The organism is Acutalibacter sp. JLR.KK004 (assembly GCF_036941085.1).
Lineage (GTDB): Bacteria > Bacillota > Clostridia > Oscillospirales > Acutalibacteraceae > Acutalibacter.
On record NZ_JAYMNQ010000003.1, the window covers coordinates 16497 to 32500 of the forward strand.

The window sequence follows — 16004 nt, forward strand, 5'->3', positions numbered from 1 at the left end:
CTCGCCCTCCACGGACAGCTTGCGGATTTGCCAAACGTGAGAGGGAATTTCTTTCTATCCCCTTTGCACGGCATAATACCGACGATTTTTGAAAATGCCAAAAATGGGCGCAAAAAAACAGGAAACCTTTTCTTGATTTCCTGTCTTGGTGTGCTGTTATATAGCGGCGATTATTTAGTTTTATATCCACTGTTCTACAAACTGGTACTGTTTAAAGTTTCGATAATTCTAAAATATGCTGATATGCAAATTCGATTGCTCTGCAAGTTAAATTTTCACACATATGCGGTGGATTGTTTTCTGAAAAACCTGCTGGACGTAATTCTAAACATCTTAGCGAACCAAATGCTTTATCAAAAGCAGATGCAAAATCATAACACGCAGATACGATTTCGGATTCTGTTTTTCCCAATATATGAAAATAAATCCCTACAAACATAAGCGTACCTTCGACTAGACCACATTGCGCTCTGTACCCGCCTGCACCATGTAGTCCAACGGCAGAACAAATTACCTGCGGTTCAATAGCAATTTCAAATAATTCGCTTAGACAGATAAGCGTTGTCTTTGCACAATTTATATCTTCTTCCCAGTACAATTCATGTACCCGATTTGTTATATAGTCTTTCATCTGCACACCTCTTAAAAAGTCATAATTTGCCGTTGCTTTATTATATATCCGTTTTTTCAAAAATGAAAGCAATTTCTTATACTTCCTGTTCATCAAAACGGAACTTAAACAATGCCGCAACAAGCCGTGCTTTTATACTGTCCTCGGTATCCCTGTCGATATGCCCGTTTTCAATGGCGGCGATTCGGATTCGCTTGCTATAATGCCGTAAAACCTCGTCCACGGCTTCCGGCTCTCCGCTGGTCGCCCGGACAATCGTTTCATAGGGTAAAAGGTTCGGATTCCCCATGTGAAAGCACCTCCATTTCTTTGTGCAGGAGCTGTAAAGTCCTGCGAATTTGATACCCGGTTGTACTCCGGCAGCGTCCGTACATTTCCCCGATTTCCTGCTGTGTGTAATGCCCGAAAAAGTAAAGGAAAATGATTTCCCGGTTCTTCTCCGGCAGAGATAACAGGGCGGCGGCAAGCTCCCCATTGGTGAGGATAACTGTCTGACCGCATATCGTAACGGGGTATTCTTCATAAGGTGCTTCAAAATATTCGTCTGTTGTGCCTAAAGGGTAAAACTTTTCTTCTGTGAGGTATTCAAGGGATATTTCTTTTTGCCGCCGCCTGCTCCTGTCACGCCATGCGTTGATAGCCGCAAAGCGTATGACGGTCTTGCAATAGCCATTGAAAGTATACATGATGTGTTCTCTGTATGCTTCTGTGTAAGGCATAGATGATTCCCCCTTTCTCCCACATGGGAAACAATGTTGATAGGTTCCTTTATTTTGCAAGAGGCAGCTTTGTTATAGGCGGCTGCCCCTCGTTAAACCGTAATAGTTTTTTAATCAAGCAATTCATTAGATAAGACAGCGACAAAGTTAGTTTTCCTATCTGTCTGCGCTCTTTTCAGCCATTCCTGTTTTTCTTCCTTTGTCATGCAATCAAGCAAAATTGTAAAGCGGGCAATATTATTATTTTCATAGTATTTTTCGACATAGCGTTTTAAGTCACTTAATGGCATATAATTTGAAAGCACGGCAAAGAAGTTTGTTTTGTTATCCTGTTCTGATTTATCTACATACTGTAAAACCAAATTTGTGTCCATATCTTGTATAATGGTTGAAAACAGTGCAATTTTATCAGCGTCATATGCTTTCTTGTAATAATCTTTTTGAGCTGTTTCGTCTAATACTGAAAAGAGTGCGGAAAATCTAATTAAGTCCTCATTTTGAAAATATTGTTCCGTCAAAACTGGTATATCATCAGCTGCAACAGGCGTTATACTTATAATCAAAGGCATTTCTATTGCCGGACTAATATCTGTGTTTTTCAGAGAATAAATCAATTCTTTTATTGCCGAAATAGCTTCTCTGTCATTCAGATAATCTTTTACCGAATCAGAAAAATATACTGTCATTTTTGATTCGTCCTCAAAGACAATTTCTGTTGCACCATAATAATCTTGATTTTTAGCGTATAAGTTCCAACCCATTTCAATAATATAAGAATTGCAATAATATCCATTTTGCGTATAAGAATATTGGTAGGAATTAGCATTTTCCAAATCATTATTATCTAAATTTTCATCGTCTAAATACCAGCCATACCCTAAATTTTCATCATAAATATACGTGCTTTTCCCATTGCCTTTTTTTTCTGGTATTGACGATTTACTTGTTTCTTTAGAATCGGTAGCAGCAGAAACGGAATAACCACCGATAAAAACCGCACCAGATAAAATAAAAAGAGTTAATATAACAGTCAAAACCCGAATTGTTTTCGTCTTACTCTTGAAATTCATAATAGCACCTAACCTTTCTTTTAACTGTTCTGCTCCCTCTGTCAAAGTGACGGAAGCTAAAGAACTTTTGTAGAGATTGTTTGACTTCAAAAAGGAAATTAGTGTATCTCCATACTCACGTCTTGCGGTATCGTCAAGTACAGATATAACTTTTTCATCACATGACAATTCACAGGATTTATTCACTTCTTTTTCCAGTAGATATACAAAAGGATTGAACCAATGGACGCACACAACAATCTGTATCAGCCATTTATAAAACATATCCCTCTGCTTGTAGTGAATCAGCTCATGCACAAAGATATAAGACAACTCTCTATCTTCCAATTCGCTAATCGGCAAAATGATTCTTGGTCGAAAGAAACCAATCAGCATAGGAGAAGCAATTAGAGAATTACGGGATAATTCAACCCTTGTCTTGATATTCAGTTTTTCTTCACAATCAGATAGCAGATTCAAGATTTTTATATCCGATACCTCTTTATTTCCCGCTTTGATGTATTGGATAAATCCTTGATAAACTGTTATCTTACGGACAAATAAAATCAGTGCCAATGCTGACCAGATAAAAAACAGGCAGACATATTTGTTAATTGGTTCACGCATGGCAGCGGCGTTTATTTCCCGGTTTGTCTGTATCGGCTCTGCATTGTTGTTACCCGTATCTGCGGGAACGGGTATATTGGGGCTTGTAGGAATTTCATTCGTTATTGCTACTGTGTCGATTTTTTCAAACAGGCTTCCAACAATCGCATTATCGGGAGTAAAGGGAAGCAAAAACCGCAAAGCAACGACGATCCAGATATAATACTGCCAACGCTTGCTGAACCTGTTTTTATACAGCGGCTTCAATCCCAAAATAAGAAGCAGTAACAGTGCGCCGGAAACAGACAGCGACAATAATATTTTCATAAATTCATTCATTTTCTTTTCTCCAAAATGTTTCAATCTCTTTCAATTCGTCTGCCGAAAGAATATCCTGCCGCAACAAGGTTGATACTAAGTTTTTCACATTCCCGCCGTAGACTTTATCAAGAAAGCTGTGGGTCTGCATGGTCTGGTATTCTGCTTCTGTTACCGTAGCCACATACTCATTTTTTCTGCCGATTTTTTTGACTTTCAAGAACTTTTTTTCTCCTAAACGGGAAAGCAGCGTGAGTACGGTGTTGTTCTTCCATTCATTTTTATCTTTTTCCAATTCCTCCATGATGAGGGAATATAAAGCTGCCCCTCCATTCTTCCAAATGATTTTCATTAGTACCAATTCGGATTCAGAAATTTGCTGTGCCATTTTGTCCTCCTTTTATATTAACATTTTGTAGGTGTATAAACATCTTAACACTTTGTGGGTGATAATGCAATACCCTAATGAAAATTTAAGAATTTATAAAAAGATATGAAAGATAGGGGGAATTTCGTAGTAGTCGGCATTGTGGGAATGTGTATAACTGGCTATCTCATGGAATTGTGGGTAACTCTGTTTGCAGGACGTGGGAAAGCTGCACTTTAGCTTTTCCATGTGCTGTGAATAGAGTTATCCATGATTCCATAGCCTGTTATGCACATTTCCACAATGCTTGTCTTTTGGTCTTTGGTTCGGAATAGTGTGGTGCTGGCGGTCTATCTCTTGTTTTCGGTTGCTTGCTTCTTTACCGTACATGAGCATTGGCCCCAGGGTTGTCATTGCCATAACCTTCCAGCAGGTTGATGACGCCCCAGATACCGAGGCCGGCTCCCAGTGCGATCACGAGGGTCTGCAAAACGTCGATTGCGCTGTTGAAAAATTCCATACTTTAATTTAGCCGGAATCGCTTTGTGGTTAGTGTTGGTTCATAGGCATACAAAAGCCGGACAACAAAACCGCCCTGAATTTTGGGCGGCTCGATTCCGGCTATCCTCCTTCTTCATTTTTTTGTTGAGCTGTCCGCTTTGTACGCCAATGGCCTCAACCGAGGCAGGTTTCAGGGACCCTGGCGGGTAGATAAGATCACTCCTTTCTCGCGGAACAGGATTATTCGCCCTCGGTGTCTACGTCAACTTCAAACACATCGTAGACCTCGTTGGGTTTTGGTTTGAGCCGGGTGGACAGGAACGCTTCAATGTCAAAGGCGTTCTTATCGTCCGCGTCGGCGGTGTACTGGAAATTGGGGTGCCTGGTGATGTCATACTTGTCCGACAAAAACGGGCGGACGCCCCGCAGCTGGAGGATACATTTTCCCCCATCCATCACCGCAAGCTCATCCTGGCTCATCAGCTCTTTCCCCAATTTCTGATAGTTGAGAGAGTGGGAGGTTTCCCGCCCCCGGCTCTCCCCGGTGTTGTAAGTGTCATGAGGTAAGCGCCTCGTGGACGCTCCCTCCCGAACCGTGCGGGCACCTCTCGATGCACACGGCTCTCCATATGCCGTCAACTAACAAAATCAGTCTTTTCCGTGTATCTCACGGTGGCACGCCGGACATACTGCCAGCGTTTTCCTGCGATTCTTTAGCATGACTTTTTCCCACTCATATTCACCGCTAAGGCTTTTCAGCCGTTTTACCTGATGAATCTCCACGTCATTTGTGTACTGTCCGCAGAGTTCACAAGTTTTTGAGCGCAGTTTTGCCGCTATGCGGTTTGGTCTGTCATACCGTTTGTAGGCCGGAAGAATATCTGCCTGCGGCACATTGGGCTTATCCTTGCGGATAAAAGGCCCTCTGTAAAATACGCTCTCCTTCATACCGCTTTTTGTCTTATAAATGACTGTAAACCGTCCATCCCTAAAATATTTCTTCTTAATCTTTCTGGTCTTTGTGCGGTATTTATTTGCGAATGTTTTCAGCATACTGTAATGCATCAGACTCGCAAACTTACTCATTGCGCATACATTACATGCCAGTGAGTAGTAGTTGTACAGACCTCTGATTTCAGAGTTGTACTTTGACAGGATTTCAATGTCTTTGCGGTTAATGAGCTGTGGTCTGTGGATGGCTTTCCAATGCTCTTTTCCCGCCTTGCATCGGCGCGGCTTTCCTCGGTGGAAAACAGATCATCGACCGATGCCAGCTCTACTTTTTTCGCGCTGCTTTTCAAGTTTCAACACCTCCTTAGTCAGATTTGCGTAACCCTCCGCTACTTTGCCGCCTGGGTCATGGGAGAAAATGCTCTTGCCCTCTGCGCTGATTTCCTTTGCCCGGACAGAATGGGGAATCTCGGTTCCGAACACCTTGATTTTACTGCCGTAGGTTTCCCGCAGCAGGGCGGCAATCTCTTTGGCGAAGTTGGTGCGGTTGTCCACCATTGTCAGCAGAATACCGTCTATTTGCAGTTTCGGGTTGATCTGCCGCTTGACCTTGTTCACCGTAGAGAGCAGCTGTTCCAGCCCTTTGGCGGGCAGGTACTCCGCCTGGACGGGGATTATGATCCGGTTAGCGGCAGCCAGCGCGTTGACGGTGAGCATACCCAGGGAGGGCTGGCAGTCTATGAGGATATGGGAATACTGCCCCTTTACACTGTCCATATATTGCCGCAGAATCGTTTCCCGGCTCATAGCGTTTACCAGCGACACCTCCATGCCGGACAGCTGAATATCCGCCGGCATCAGGTCCACGCCCTCCGGGTGGCGCAGAATCCCCTCGCCGGGGCGGACCGGCTGATCGGTCAGGATGCGGCCCATTGCGTCAGAGAGGGTAAAGGGCAGCTTATCCGGCTGGGGATTGCCCAGGCTGATGGTCAGGCTCCCTTGCGGGTCCCCGTCAATGAGAAGCACTTTCTTTCCGGCCTGTGCCAGCCCAATCCCTAAGTTGGCACAGGTTGTGGTTTTGCCCACACCTCCCTTTTGATTGGCGATGGCGATGATTTGCGTGTTCAAGATAATCACCTCATTTCTAATTCGTTGTGGTTGCTTCTGGAAATAGAAAAAGCCGCCACTTCAAAAATTGAAAAGTGACGGCTTTTTCTGATCCCGGAATACAGTTCCCCGGAAACGCAAAAAGCACCCAGTAAAAAATACTGAGTGCCTGCATTAAAATCATATTCAATTATTCAAATTCAGTCAAACTACGCCAAACTGTTCTCGTATAAATTGAGGGGAGAGAGAGAGTAAAAATCGCCTCTGAAATACCCCGAAATCAGGGCTGTGGTTGTCCTATTTTTTAACCACTAAGCCCGTTTTTTGCCCTCATTTTTGCCGGTTGTCCTATATTTAACCACTAAAAATTGGGTGAAAATGGCTCTCGTTGTGTCAAATCAGGTCAAACTATATCAGCTTGTTTGGGTATAAGAAAAACCCGGAAAACCTTGATTTTCCGGGGTTTTTGAGCAATTTTGATACGGTTTGAACAGCCGATTATCGCTTGCTGAACTGCGGAGCGCGACGGGCCGCTTTGAGGCCGTACTTCTTGCGTTCCTTCATTCTGGGGTCGCGGGTGAGGAACCCGGCCTTTTTCAGGGCAGGACGCAGGTTCTCGCTGTCATACTGGAGCAGTGCCCGGGCCACGCCATGGCGGATGGCGCCAGCCTGCCCGGTTACGCCGCCGCCAGAAACCCGGCACACGATGTCAAACTTGCCCTCTGTGCCAGTCAGGGTCAGGGGCTGGCGGACAATATACTTCAGGGTTTCCAGGCCGAAATAGTCGTCAATGTCACGATCGTTAATGGTGACCTTGCCTGTGCCCTGATATACGCGGACTCTGGCTACAGAGCTTTTCCTTCTGCCAGTGCCGTAGAAATAAGGTGCAGTCTCATACATAGGTTATGTCCTCCTCTCACATATTCCAGGCGTCGGGCTTCTGGGCGGCGTGCTTGTGCTCGCTTCCGGCATAGGCCCGCAGCCTGCCCATAGCGTTGCGCCCAATGGAGTTGGAGGGGATCATGCCCTTCACAGCAAGCTCCATAGCCATCTCGGGCTTTGTCTTCATCAAAGTGTCATAGCGCACCGCCTTTAAATGGCCGATGTAGCCAGTATGGCGGTAATAGAACTTCTTCTCTGCTTTGCCGCCGGTGAGTACGGCATCCTTGCAGTTGATAACAATTACATGGTCGCCGCAGTCCACATGGGGTGCGAAGGTGGGCTTGTGCTTGCCCCGCAGCAGCACTGCAGCCTGGGCAGCTACCCGGCCCAGGGGCTTGCCGGCAGCGTCAATGACATACCACTTGCGCTCGACCTGCCCAGCTTTTGGCATCGTAGTTGACATAGCTTTTTCTACCTCCATTTGTCTTGCTCCGCCTTTGGTAAGCAAGCTTGGTTTCGTCTTTGTGATACGGTCTACATCATACCACAGCCCTGCTTTAAAGTCAACACCTCTTCCGCTATTTTTTGATTGGCGCGTTATCTGCTCCTTTTTGCTCGGTTTTTCATCCTATTTCCTCCTCCATACTCTCTTCCCATTTTCAATTTGCATATAAAAGAATTTGTGCTAAAATGGAGAGGGCAACTTAAATCAAGCATTTCCGGCCTTCATGCCGTATCCTTATATGCATAGCGGTCAGGGGGGTGTACCATGTATCAGTGGCATAAGAACATTCAGGGCGCTATAAACGACATAGACAGCTATATCAAAAACCAAAAGGATGATGCCCTGGCCCTGAAATGCCTCGCGGAAAAGCAGGGATATTCCGAATTCTATTTTTCCAGGAAATTCCGGGAAATTTCCGGTATGCAGTTCCGGGAATACCTGCGTTCCAGAAGGCTGGCCTTCGCGTTAAAGGATCTCCGGGACACAGAAACCGGCATTCTGGACATTTCCTTGAAATATGGTTTTTCCTCCCATGAGGCCTTTTCCCGCGCCTTCAAGAAAGCCTATGGTATTACGCCCAGCGCCTACCGGCGGCATCCTGTCCCCGTTGTACTGCGCACCATCCTCAGGCCCTTTGACTGTTACATATCTGAAATAGGAGGAACCACGATGGCAAATACAAAAGGAACTATAAAAACGTATCTGGTTACAATTCCCGCCCACAAGTTTCTGCACATCCGGAATTATGAAAGCATTGGCTACTGGGATTTCTGGCAGAAGCAGAGCCAGATCCCTGGCCAGGACTGCGAAACAATCTGCGGGCTTCTGGAAAGCATCAAAGGGAAGCTGGACGATTTGGGCGGGAAGGAGGCAAACAGCGGCAGCGGCCAGGTGATGGCATTCATAAACGCACCGGAGGGAAGGATATGCAGTTGGGGCATACCCCTTGCCGAAGCCTATGGCGTCCGCCTGCCTGCGGATTACCAGGGGGAGATTCCCCCGCAAATGCAGCTTATGGATGTGCCGGAAGGGGAATACATCGTTTTTGAGCATGGGCCTTTTGACTATGAAACAGAAAACCAAGCTGTGGAGGAAAAAATCGAAGCGGCTATGAAATCTTTCGATTTTTCTGCCGCGGGCTATTGCCTGGATACTACAGCAGGCAGGGTGTTCTATTTCTATCACGATTGCACGCGGTATTGGAAATATGTGCGTCCTGTAAAAAAAATATAGGAAAGCAGGCGGCTGTATAACAGCCGCCTGCTTTTTGGAAACCTTTATTGCAAAAAAACAGCCACCCTACTGGGTGACTGCTTTCAGTGTTGGCGAACACCTATCTTCCCGGGCCGTCGCCAGCCAAGTATTGTCGGCACGAACGAGCTTAACTTCCGTGTTCGGGATGGGAACGGGTGGACCCTCGCCGTAATCAACACCAACTTGTTTTTTGCCGTACTCTCTCGACGGCTTCATTATAATACCACAGCCCGCCGCAAAATGCAAGCTTTTTTTCAATTTTTTTTTAGATTTCCTCTTTATTGCAAAATATAGATTGTAAAGTACATTTTAACTCTATATATTGTGTTTTCTTCATGCGTGCGGTTCCCATATCTCCAGCACTGTACGCCTATTGGCTTAGGAAACGCCTAATAAAGGGCGCTGAAGGCTTTGGAAAACCGTCAAAGGGGCTTCTGTTTTGCGGCGTATGCTTCCTTCTGGGCTGTTTCTAGCCTATTTCTTAAGGAAAGAGGAAGCTGCTATATACTGATCTTGCTTTTTCCCCGGTTTTCCAGTATGATGGTAAGCGGAAAGGGGGCAGGCCCATGGATAAGCTTATTGGGAAGGTACGGGCGGCAGTGGAAAAATATCGGATGATTGAGGCAGGAGATAAGATTGCGGTAGGCGTCTCCGGCGGGAAGGATTCCCTTTTCCTGCTGTGTGCCTTAGCTGCCCTGTCCCGCTATTACCCCAAGCCCTTTTCCCTGATAGCCCTTACAGCGGATCCCTGTTTCGGCGGTCGGGAAATGGATCTTGCCCCTGTATCCCAGTTGTGCGAGTCCCTGGGCATCCCTTACATAATAGAAAAGACAAACCTGGGCCGCGTGATTTTTGAAGATCGCAAGGAGCCGAACCCCTGCAGCCTCTGCGCCCGGATGCGGCGGGGAATCCTGCACAACCTTTGCCTGCGGGAAGGGGCGGGCAAGCTGGCCCTGGGGCACCATCAGGATGACGCGGTGCAAACTCTGCTGATGAACCTTTTTTATGGCGGCAAGCTGGGCTGTTTCTCTCCAAAAACCTACCTCAGCCGGAAAAATATCACCCTTCTGCGGCCTCTGGTTTTCTGCCAGGAGCGGGAAATCCGCAACGCCTGCAGCCGTATGTCCCTGCCTGTTGTAAAAAGCGGGTGCCCTGCAGACGGCCTTACAGCCCGCAAGGATACGGAACAGCTTTTAGAATCCCTTTCCCGCCAGTTCCCCGATCTGCGGGCAAAGCTGCTGGGCGCTATGCAGCGGGCCGGGCTGGATGGCTGGTAATTCTGCCAGGGGCATCTTTCCTTTGCCTAACCGCAGAAAATCTGCGCTTGGAACCCTCCCGGAGCAGGGCGGCGGCTCCCATGGAAAATTTTTTCAAATTTTTTTAAAAAAGGGGTTGCAATTTCCTTCCGGCTGTGGTATTATAATGAAGCCGTCGAGAGAGACGGCAAAAAACAAGTTGGTGTTGATTACGGCGAGGGTCCACCCGTTCCCATCCCGAACACGGAAGTTAAGCTCGTTCGTGCCGACAATACTTGGCTGGCGACGGCCCGGGAAGATAGGTGTTCGCCAACATTGAAAGCAGCTACTCAAAAGAGTAGTTGCTTTTTTCTTTTCCTGCGGCACTTATGTTTTATGCCCTACCTGGAATTTCCCGCCGTTTCCAACTTCTTTTCCACAAATTCCTTTCAATTTTCTGAAACCCCTTGACTTGGCTCTGGGAATCGCTTACACTTAGAGCAGAATTGATTCTGTAAACCATTACAAGGGAGGAAATTACATTTTGAAACAAGGAAAATTTGGCCTATGCCTGGCCTTTTATGCTGTCCTGGCCTTTGTGCTGGCCCTGCTCAAGCAGCCTCTGCTGTGCGGGCTGCTGCTGGGGTTCGTCCTTTTGGCAGAAGGGGACAAGTGGACTGTGCGCCAGGTGCTGCAGGGCTTTATCCTGTCGCTGGCATCTACCTTCTTTTTGGAAACCGCCTACACGCTTGTTTCCTTTATGGTCCCTCATTCCATCGGCTTCTTCTATGACTTTATCTATGGCGTGTTCCGCATCGTCTCTGTGCTGGCATACGTTGGCCTGCTGGTGCTGTGCGTGATAGCCATCCTGCGGGTCTGCCGGGATCAGGATGCCAATATCCCGTTGCTGTCTGGCCTCGCTTACCGCATTTTAGGTGAACAGAAGCCCCGGCCTGTGAAGCAGCAGCCAGTTTTCCCTCAGGCCCCCTATGGGCAGCCTGTACAGTATCCTCCCCAGCAGCAGGCTCCTGTACAGAACGGGTTTCCCGTACAGCAGGGCCAGCAGGGAATGCCTCCCATGCAGCAGTTGCAGGGATACCCCATGCCCCCTCAGCAGGGTATGCAGGCCGCCCCTCCGGCAGTTGTGCCTGATGTACAGGGCGGCTCCATGCCTCAGCCTCCTGCTGTTGAACCGCCCCAGCCTCCTCAGCAATAAATACAATATTTTTACCCGCAGCCTTTTGAGCAGAAAGGCTGCGGGCTTTTTTTCGTTTTCTACTCTTTATATTTCTCTATAGCCTGGTTGACTTCCCCTTTCCCCAGTGCTATACTGAAGTGGTAAAACTGCCACCGGGTAGGGAACTGCAATAGCGTCCATGCACATCGTTAGGTCATATAGTTTGCGCGGATAAAAAATCTCTGTTTTTCATCTGGCTGTGCGCTTACTATAGAAGATGTGTGCATGGGCCTTTTTCTTTATCCGCGCAAAAAACTTGTTTGGAGGAAAAAGAATGGAATTTCGGAAAATGCGCCGGGAGCGCCAGGAGCTTGCAAGGGAAGCGTGCGAGGAAATTTTGTCCCGGAATACAGCGGGTGTGCTGGCTGTGCTGGGAGATGGAGGCTATCCCTATGCCGTTCCCCTGAGCTATATATACCAGGACGGCGCTCTTTATTTCCACTGCGCCAAGGAAGGGCATAAACTGGAGGCCCTGCAAAACTGCTCCAAAGCCTCTTTTTGCGTAGTGGATCAGGATGAAATTGTACCCGAGAAATATACCACCTATTTCCGCAGCGTTATTGCCTTTGGGCAGGCCACCCTTCTGGAAGAAGCCGGAGAAGTACGCAATGCCCTGCGGGCCCTGGGGATAAAATATGCGCCCATGGAAAGCGCCCAGCGGCTGGAGAGTGAAATTGAACAATCTGGGGCACGCGTAAACATTATCAAGCTGGAGATTGAGCACATGACAGGCAAGGAGGCTATAGAACTGGTAAAAAGGCGGAACCCATGAGCACCATAGACAAGGTGCGTGCTTTTTACCAGCAGGGCGGTGAGGAAAACCGTCTGGAGCAGGGGCTGGGAGTTGTGGAGGGCTTCCGTACCAAAGAGCTTATCAGCCGCTATCTACGGCCTGCTATGGACATCTATGACATAGGGGGCGGCGCAGGCTATTATGCAGACTGGCTGGCCGCCGGAGGGCACAGGGTCACTATGATAGAGTTGGCCCCGGCTGCCGTAGAAAAGGCAAAGGCCTGTCAAAGCGCCCCCTATACAGCGATGACAGGGGACGCGCGCTGCCTGCCCTTTCCAGACACCTCTGCCGACGTCTGCCTGCTACTGGGGCCGTTATACCATCTGCAGGAAAAAGAGGACAGGATGCAGGCTTTGCAGGAAGCCCTCCGGGTGTTGCGGCCGGGCGGACTTCTGTTTGCGGTAGGCATATCCAAATACAGCTCTATGACCTGGGCGCTGTCTGTATATGGCCTTAAGAATGACTACATAGACGATCCCGTTTACAGGGAGATGCTGCGGGAGGAACTGCTGACAGGCAGGCATTGCAAGCCTGCCCAGTATAACTGCCTGTGCGACGCCTATTTCCATACACCGGAAGGGTTCCAGGAAGAACTTGCAGAAGCGGGCTTTTCTGTAAATGCCCTCTATGCTGTGGAAGGCTGCGCATGGCTTGCCCCCAGCCTTTTTGAAAAGTGGGAAGATCCTGCCTGCCGGGAAAATCTGCTGTCCCTGGTTCGCATGACAGAGCAGGAGCCGTCCCTTTTAGGCCTAAGCCCTCATTTTCTTGCTGTGGCAAGAGCGGCAAACTAAAAATCCCCCAGCCGTCTACTGGCTGGGGGATTTTTAAATTAAGGCAGCTTAGAAGAGGTAAAAGGGCAGATTTAGAAAACAGTGGACAAATCAGAAATCAAATCCTCATCAGAGGTCATAGTAACGCTGTTGAGAAGGATAACGTCCTCAGCGCCTGTTTCCTCCACCAAGTCTGGCACGCTACCGCTGTAGGTACGGTAGTCTATCATATAGATGTACTGATAATGGTCTACCAGGAAAGGCGTAAAGGTGCTGCCCATGGAATCCGCCACGACCAAGCAGGTGGAGCCGTCATCTAAATCATGGTTGACAATTTCCGAATAGGCCTGCCCTCCTGCCATAAAAATCAGGTTCAGCATACTGGAGCTGTAGGAATCCCCGCTTTGGATAACAGGCCAGTTCTCTCCTCTTTCCCCGTCCTGGCTGATATAAGAGAATGAAGCGTCAGCAGAGGAATGGTAAGCTGTAATGGTATCTGGGTTTGACCCCATTGCATCGCTTGCAGTCATATTGTAAAAGCCGCCCAGGTATCCCTCATAGTTTCTTTCCTCAAAGTTCTCCAAATCTGTGGGGGTAAGGCCAGCAGCTTTGCAAAACTCCACATAGGCATAATAAGCGCCTAACTGCGTCCAGCAGCGGTCGCTGCGCAGATATATGTATTCATTGCAATGCATGCGTAAAGGGTCAAAAAGAGAGACGGTTTTCACTTCTTCATTCAGGTTCTGAATGGATGGATAGATATATTCCTCAATAGCTTTACGCTGGTCGGAACTGTCAATTTCATACTCTGTGATATAGCTTTCCGGCAGCAAAACATCCAGGCTGGTAGGCACTATCATATCATAGAGGGTAACAGATTCCGGCAGGATGCTTGCCCCATAGCTTACCAGCTCAATATAGGCAATGGCCTGTTCCTGAGAAAACTTATAACAGGCATATCCGGTATCACCCACCACTACCATAGAGTCAAAATCCTCTGGTTCACCATCCGGGGCTTCTTGTTCCGGCATGGAAGACTCCGGCTCTGGCTGGCTTTCAGGGACAGAATCAACCTCCACAGGCTGGGAAAAAACGCTGGCCTGAGAGGGCAGGGAGGAAAGCTCATCAGGCTTTTCCTCCTTCCCCTTTTTCGAAGTAAGGACTAAGACCAATACCACAACCAGCACAACTAAAGCAGCCGCTCCCGCCAGCAAGCCCAGCGGAAGCCTGCCTCTGGGCCGCCGCCGGCGCGGAGGCCGCCTGAGAAGCCGGCGGGGTGTATTAGGGTCTATTCTACGTACAATATAATCCTTTTCCAAAATCATCACCATGCAGCACAGGGCCTGCCCATATAATTTTCCAAGCAGACCCTGTGCCGCTCCCTTCTCAATGTTTTACGGTATGTACATTCAGAAAAAACGGGGATACAAAATCCGCGCTTTTTCGGCTTCTACAAGATAACAAAAAAACGCCCTCGACACATCTTCCCAATACCACGCGATGTGCTTGGACGCTGCCATGTTGCCTTGCCCAGTACAATTCTATATTTCATAGTATAACACGGGGCAGGAAAGAAGTCAATGTAAAATACTGTTCACAAAACGGGGACACCCTAGTATATCCATAAACATGCCGCCCAGTTTAAAAACCACCGCTTGCATCATCGACCCATTTTCCTTCCCGAAAACCAAAAAACCCATCCAAATGGATGAGTTTTTATTGGGTTTGTACCCTAAAAACTGAATAAAGCTGGAAGCGGAGGCACCAAAGCAGGTGCTCAAGAAAAAGACTATGGTCAAGCCCTCGGCCTATTAGTACTGCCAAGCTGAACATGTTGCCATGCTTACACACGCAGCCTATCAACCTTGTAGTCTACAAGGGGCCTTACTAGCTTACGCTATGGGATATCTAATCTTGGAGGCGGCTTCACGCTTAGATGCTTTCAGCGTTTATCCGTTCCACACATAGCTGCCCAGCCGTGCTCCTGGCGGAACAACTGGTGCGCCAGAGGTGTGTCCATCCCGGTCCTCTCGTACTAAGGACAGCTCTCCTCAAATATCCTGCGCCCACGACAGATAGGGACCGAACTGTCTCACGACGTTCTGAACCCAGCTCGCGTACCACTTTAATCGGCGAACAGCCGAACCCTTGGGACCGAATACAGCCCCAGGATGTGATGAGCCGACATCGAGGTGCCAAACCTCCCCGTCGATGTGAACTCTTGGGGGAGATCAGCCTGTTATCCCCAGGGTAGCTTTTATCCGTTGAGCGACGGCAATTCCACTCTCTACCGCCGGATCACTAACTCCAACTTTCGTTACTGCTCGGACCGTCATCCTCGCAGTTAGGCCAGCTTATGCGTTTACACTCAAAGGCACGGTTTCCATCCGTGCTGAGCTGACCTTTGAGCGCCTCCGTTACCTTTTTGGAGGCGACCGCCCCAGTCAAACTGCCCGCCTAACAATGTCCCCCGGCCAGATTCATGGCCGCAGGTTAGAATTCCAACAACCTAAGGGTGGTATCCCAAGGTTGGCTCCCTGCAAGCTGGCGCCCGCAGTTCGCTGCCTCCCACCTATCCTGTACATAAATTATCGAAACCCAATATTAAGCTGCAGTAAAGCTCCATGGGGTCTTTCCGTCTTGTCGCAGGTAACCGGCATCTTCACCGGTACTACAATTTCGCCGGGCGGGTAATTGAGACAGTGCCCAGATCGTTACACCATTCGTGCGGGTCGGAACTTACCCGACAAGGAATTTCGCTACCTTAGGACCGTTATAGTTACGGCCGCCGTTTACTGGGGCTTCAATTCAATGCTTGCACATCTCCTCTTAACCTTCCAGCACCGGGCAGGTGTCAGCCCCTATACTTCATCTTTCGATTTAGCAGAGACCTGTGTTTTTGATAAACAGTCGCCTGGGCCTATTCTCTGCGGCCACATTGCTGTGGCATCCCTTCTTCCGAAGTTACGGGATCAATTTGCCGAGTTCCTTAACTACCCTTCTCCCGTTGGCCTTAGAATCCTCTTCCTGTCTACCTGTGTCGGTTTGCGGTACGGGCGCCGAAGATATACACAAGACT

The 16004-nt window shown here is 48.2% G+C and carries 15 protein-coding genes, 3 rRNA genes and 3 pseudogenes (1 of these 21 only partly in view); 6 read left to right on the forward strand and 15 right to left on the reverse strand.

Features of this window, described 5'->3' with window-relative positions; genetic code table 11:
• Positions 1-211: 211 nt before the first annotated feature.
• The 12 genes and pseudogenes from VSQ30_RS17835 to rplM form a co-directional block, all read right to left on the reverse strand.
• Positions 212-631: a C-GCAxxG-C-C family (seleno)protein gene (locus tag VSQ30_RS17835; RefSeq protein WP_334466115.1), complete on the reverse strand. Its 420-nt coding sequence runs from the start codon at positions 629-631 to the stop codon at positions 212-214.
• 76 nt (positions 632-707) lie between these two features.
• Positions 708-920 carry a helix-turn-helix domain-containing protein gene (locus tag VSQ30_RS17840; RefSeq protein ID WP_334466117.1) on the reverse strand — a complete coding sequence of 71 codons (213 nt, stop codon included), beginning with the start codon at positions 918-920 and terminating at the stop codon, positions 708-710.
• Positions 892-1350, reverse strand: coding sequence for an RNA polymerase sigma factor (locus VSQ30_RS17845; RefSeq protein ID WP_120487086.1), 459 nt, complete (start codon positions 1348-1350; stop codon positions 892-894). Before VSQ30_RS17845 ends, VSQ30_RS17840 begins: the two co-directional genes overlap by 29 nt.
• Before the next feature lie 110 nt (positions 1351-1460).
• A complete protein-coding gene (locus VSQ30_RS17850) occupies positions 1461-3344 on the reverse strand; it encodes a M56 family metallopeptidase (RefSeq protein WP_334466119.1) in 1884 nt (627 codons plus the stop codon).
• The gene (locus VSQ30_RS17855) at positions 3337-3711 is read right to left on the reverse strand and encodes a BlaI/MecI/CopY family transcriptional regulator (RefSeq protein WP_120427727.1); all 375 of its coding nucleotides are present in this window, start codon (positions 3709-3711) and stop codon (positions 3337-3339) included. The genes VSQ30_RS17850 and VSQ30_RS17855 overlap by 8 nt, the downstream gene beginning before the upstream one ends.
• 370 nt (positions 3712-4081) lie before the next feature.
• A pseudogene (locus tag VSQ30_RS17860) lies at positions 4082-4210 on the reverse strand (Maff2 family mobile element protein); the annotation flags it as partial.
• A 221-nt stretch (positions 4211-4431) separates the two neighbouring features.
• Positions 4432-4749, reverse strand: a pseudogene (locus tag VSQ30_RS17865) (VirD4-like conjugal transfer protein, CD1115 family); the annotation flags it as partial.
• 90 nt (positions 4750-4839) lie between these two features.
• On the reverse strand, positions 4840-5244 hold the full coding sequence (locus VSQ30_RS17870; RefSeq protein WP_334466121.1) for an HNH endonuclease: 405 nt from the start codon (positions 5242-5244) through the stop codon (positions 4840-4842).
• Between the two features lie 3 nt (positions 5245-5247).
• Positions 5248-5388 (reverse strand): annotated as a pseudogene (locus VSQ30_RS20700) (group II intron reverse transcriptase/maturase); the annotation flags it as partial.
• A 60-nt stretch (positions 5389-5448) separates the two neighbouring features.
• The gene (locus VSQ30_RS17875) at positions 5449-6270 is read right to left on the reverse strand and encodes a ParA family protein (protein ID WP_334466123.1); all 822 of its coding nucleotides are present in this window, start codon (positions 6268-6270) and stop codon (positions 5449-5451) included.
• Between the two features lie 477 nt (positions 6271-6747).
• Positions 6748-7149: a 30S ribosomal protein S9 gene (rpsI, locus tag VSQ30_RS17880; RefSeq protein WP_160644433.1), complete on the reverse strand. Its 402-nt coding sequence runs from the start codon at positions 7147-7149 to the stop codon at positions 6748-6750.
• 16 nt (positions 7150-7165) lie between these two features.
• Positions 7166-7594, reverse strand: a complete 429-nt coding sequence (gene rplM / locus VSQ30_RS17885) for a 50S ribosomal protein L13 (RefSeq protein ID WP_160644431.1) — start codon at positions 7592-7594, stop codon at positions 7166-7168.
• A gap of 306 nt (positions 7595-7900) precedes the next feature.
• Here rplM and VSQ30_RS17890 point away from each other — a divergent pair, with 306 nt between their 5' ends.
• Positions 7901-8869, forward strand: coding sequence for a helix-turn-helix transcriptional regulator (locus tag VSQ30_RS17890; protein WP_334466127.1), 969 nt, complete (start codon positions 7901-7903; stop codon positions 8867-8869).
• 87 nt (positions 8870-8956) lie between these two features.
• Here VSQ30_RS17890 and rrf (VSQ30_RS17895) read toward each other — a convergent pair.
• A 5S ribosomal RNA gene (rrf, locus tag VSQ30_RS17895) occupies positions 8957-9073 on the reverse strand.
• 383 nt (positions 9074-9456) lie between these two features.
• On the opposite strand from rrf (VSQ30_RS17895), the gene VSQ30_RS17900 reads away from it, so the two are divergent.
• From VSQ30_RS17900 to VSQ30_RS17920, 5 genes are all read left to right on the forward strand, one after another.
• Positions 9457-10167, forward strand: a complete 711-nt coding sequence (locus VSQ30_RS17900) for a tRNA 2-thiocytidine biosynthesis TtcA family protein (protein ID WP_334466129.1) — start codon at positions 9457-9459, stop codon at positions 10165-10167.
• 177 nt (positions 10168-10344) lie between these two features.
• Positions 10345-10461, forward strand: a 5S ribosomal RNA gene (gene rrf, locus VSQ30_RS17905).
• Between the two features lie 208 nt (positions 10462-10669).
• The gene (locus tag VSQ30_RS17910) at positions 10670-11341 is read left to right on the forward strand and encodes a hypothetical protein (protein WP_334466130.1); all 672 of its coding nucleotides are present in this window, start codon (positions 10670-10672) and stop codon (positions 11339-11341) included.
• Between the two features lie 295 nt (positions 11342-11636).
• Entirely contained in the window at positions 11637-12134 is a 498-nt protein-coding gene (locus VSQ30_RS17915) for a pyridoxamine 5'-phosphate oxidase family protein (RefSeq protein ID WP_334466133.1), read from the forward strand.
• Positions 12131-12946, forward strand: coding sequence for a class I SAM-dependent methyltransferase (locus tag VSQ30_RS17920; protein WP_334466135.1), 816 nt, complete (start codon positions 12131-12133; stop codon positions 12944-12946). The genes VSQ30_RS17915 and VSQ30_RS17920 overlap by 4 nt, the downstream gene beginning before the upstream one ends.
• Positions 12947-13017: 71 nt before the next feature.
• Here VSQ30_RS17920 and VSQ30_RS17925 read toward each other — a convergent pair whose 3' ends face one another.
• Together VSQ30_RS17925 and VSQ30_RS17930 are read right to left on the reverse strand one after the other, a co-directional pair.
• On the reverse strand, positions 13018-14112 hold the full coding sequence (locus VSQ30_RS17925; protein ID WP_334466137.1) for a DHHW family protein: 1095 nt from the start codon (positions 14110-14112) through the stop codon (positions 13018-13020).
• A 604-nt stretch (positions 14113-14716) separates the two neighbouring features.
• Positions 14717-16004, reverse strand: a 23S ribosomal RNA gene (locus VSQ30_RS17930) (it continues 1550 nt past the right edge of the window).

Bases quoted from the DNA above. Each gene is read 5' to 3' on its own strand.
- VSQ30_RS17850 (WP_334466119.1), bottom strand. From the start codon at position 3,344: ATGAATGAATTTATGAAAATATTATTGTCGCTGTCTGTTTCCGGCGCA.
- VSQ30_RS17870 (WP_334466121.1), bottom strand. From the start codon at position 5,244: ATGCTGAAAACATTCGCAAATAAATACCGCACAAAGACCAGAAAGATT.
- VSQ30_RS17835 (WP_334466115.1), bottom strand. From the start codon at position 631: ATGAAAGACTATATAACAAATCGGGTACATGAATTGTACTGGGAAGAA.
- VSQ30_RS17920 (WP_334466135.1), top strand. From the start codon at position 12,131: ATGAGCACCATAGACAAGGTGCGTGCTTTTTACCAGCAGGGCGGTGAG.
- VSQ30_RS17855 (WP_120427727.1), bottom strand. From the start codon at position 3,711: ATGGCACAGCAAATTTCTGAATCCGAATTGGTACTAATGAAAATCATT.
- VSQ30_RS17915 (WP_334466133.1), top strand. From the start codon at position 11,637: ATGGAATTTCGGAAAATGCGCCGGGAGCGCCAGGAGCTTGCAAGGGAA.
- rpsI (WP_160644433.1), bottom strand. From the start codon at position 7,149: ATGTATGAGACTGCACCTTATTTCTACGGCACTGGCAGAAGGAAAAGC.
- rplM (WP_160644431.1), bottom strand. From the start codon at position 7,594: ATGTCAACTACGATGCCAAAAGCTGGGCAGGTCGAGCGCAAGTGGTAT.
- VSQ30_RS17840 (WP_334466117.1), bottom strand. From the start codon at position 920: ATGGGGAATCCGAACCTTTTACCCTATGAAACGATTGTCCGGGCGACC.
- VSQ30_RS17845 (WP_120487086.1), bottom strand. From the start codon at position 1,350: ATGCCTTACACAGAAGCATACAGAGAACACATCATGTATACTTTCAAT.
- VSQ30_RS17890 (WP_334466127.1), top strand. From the start codon at position 7,901: ATGTATCAGTGGCATAAGAACATTCAGGGCGCTATAAACGACATAGAC.
- VSQ30_RS17900 (WP_334466129.1), top strand. From the start codon at position 9,457: ATGGATAAGCTTATTGGGAAGGTACGGGCGGCAGTGGAAAAATATCGG.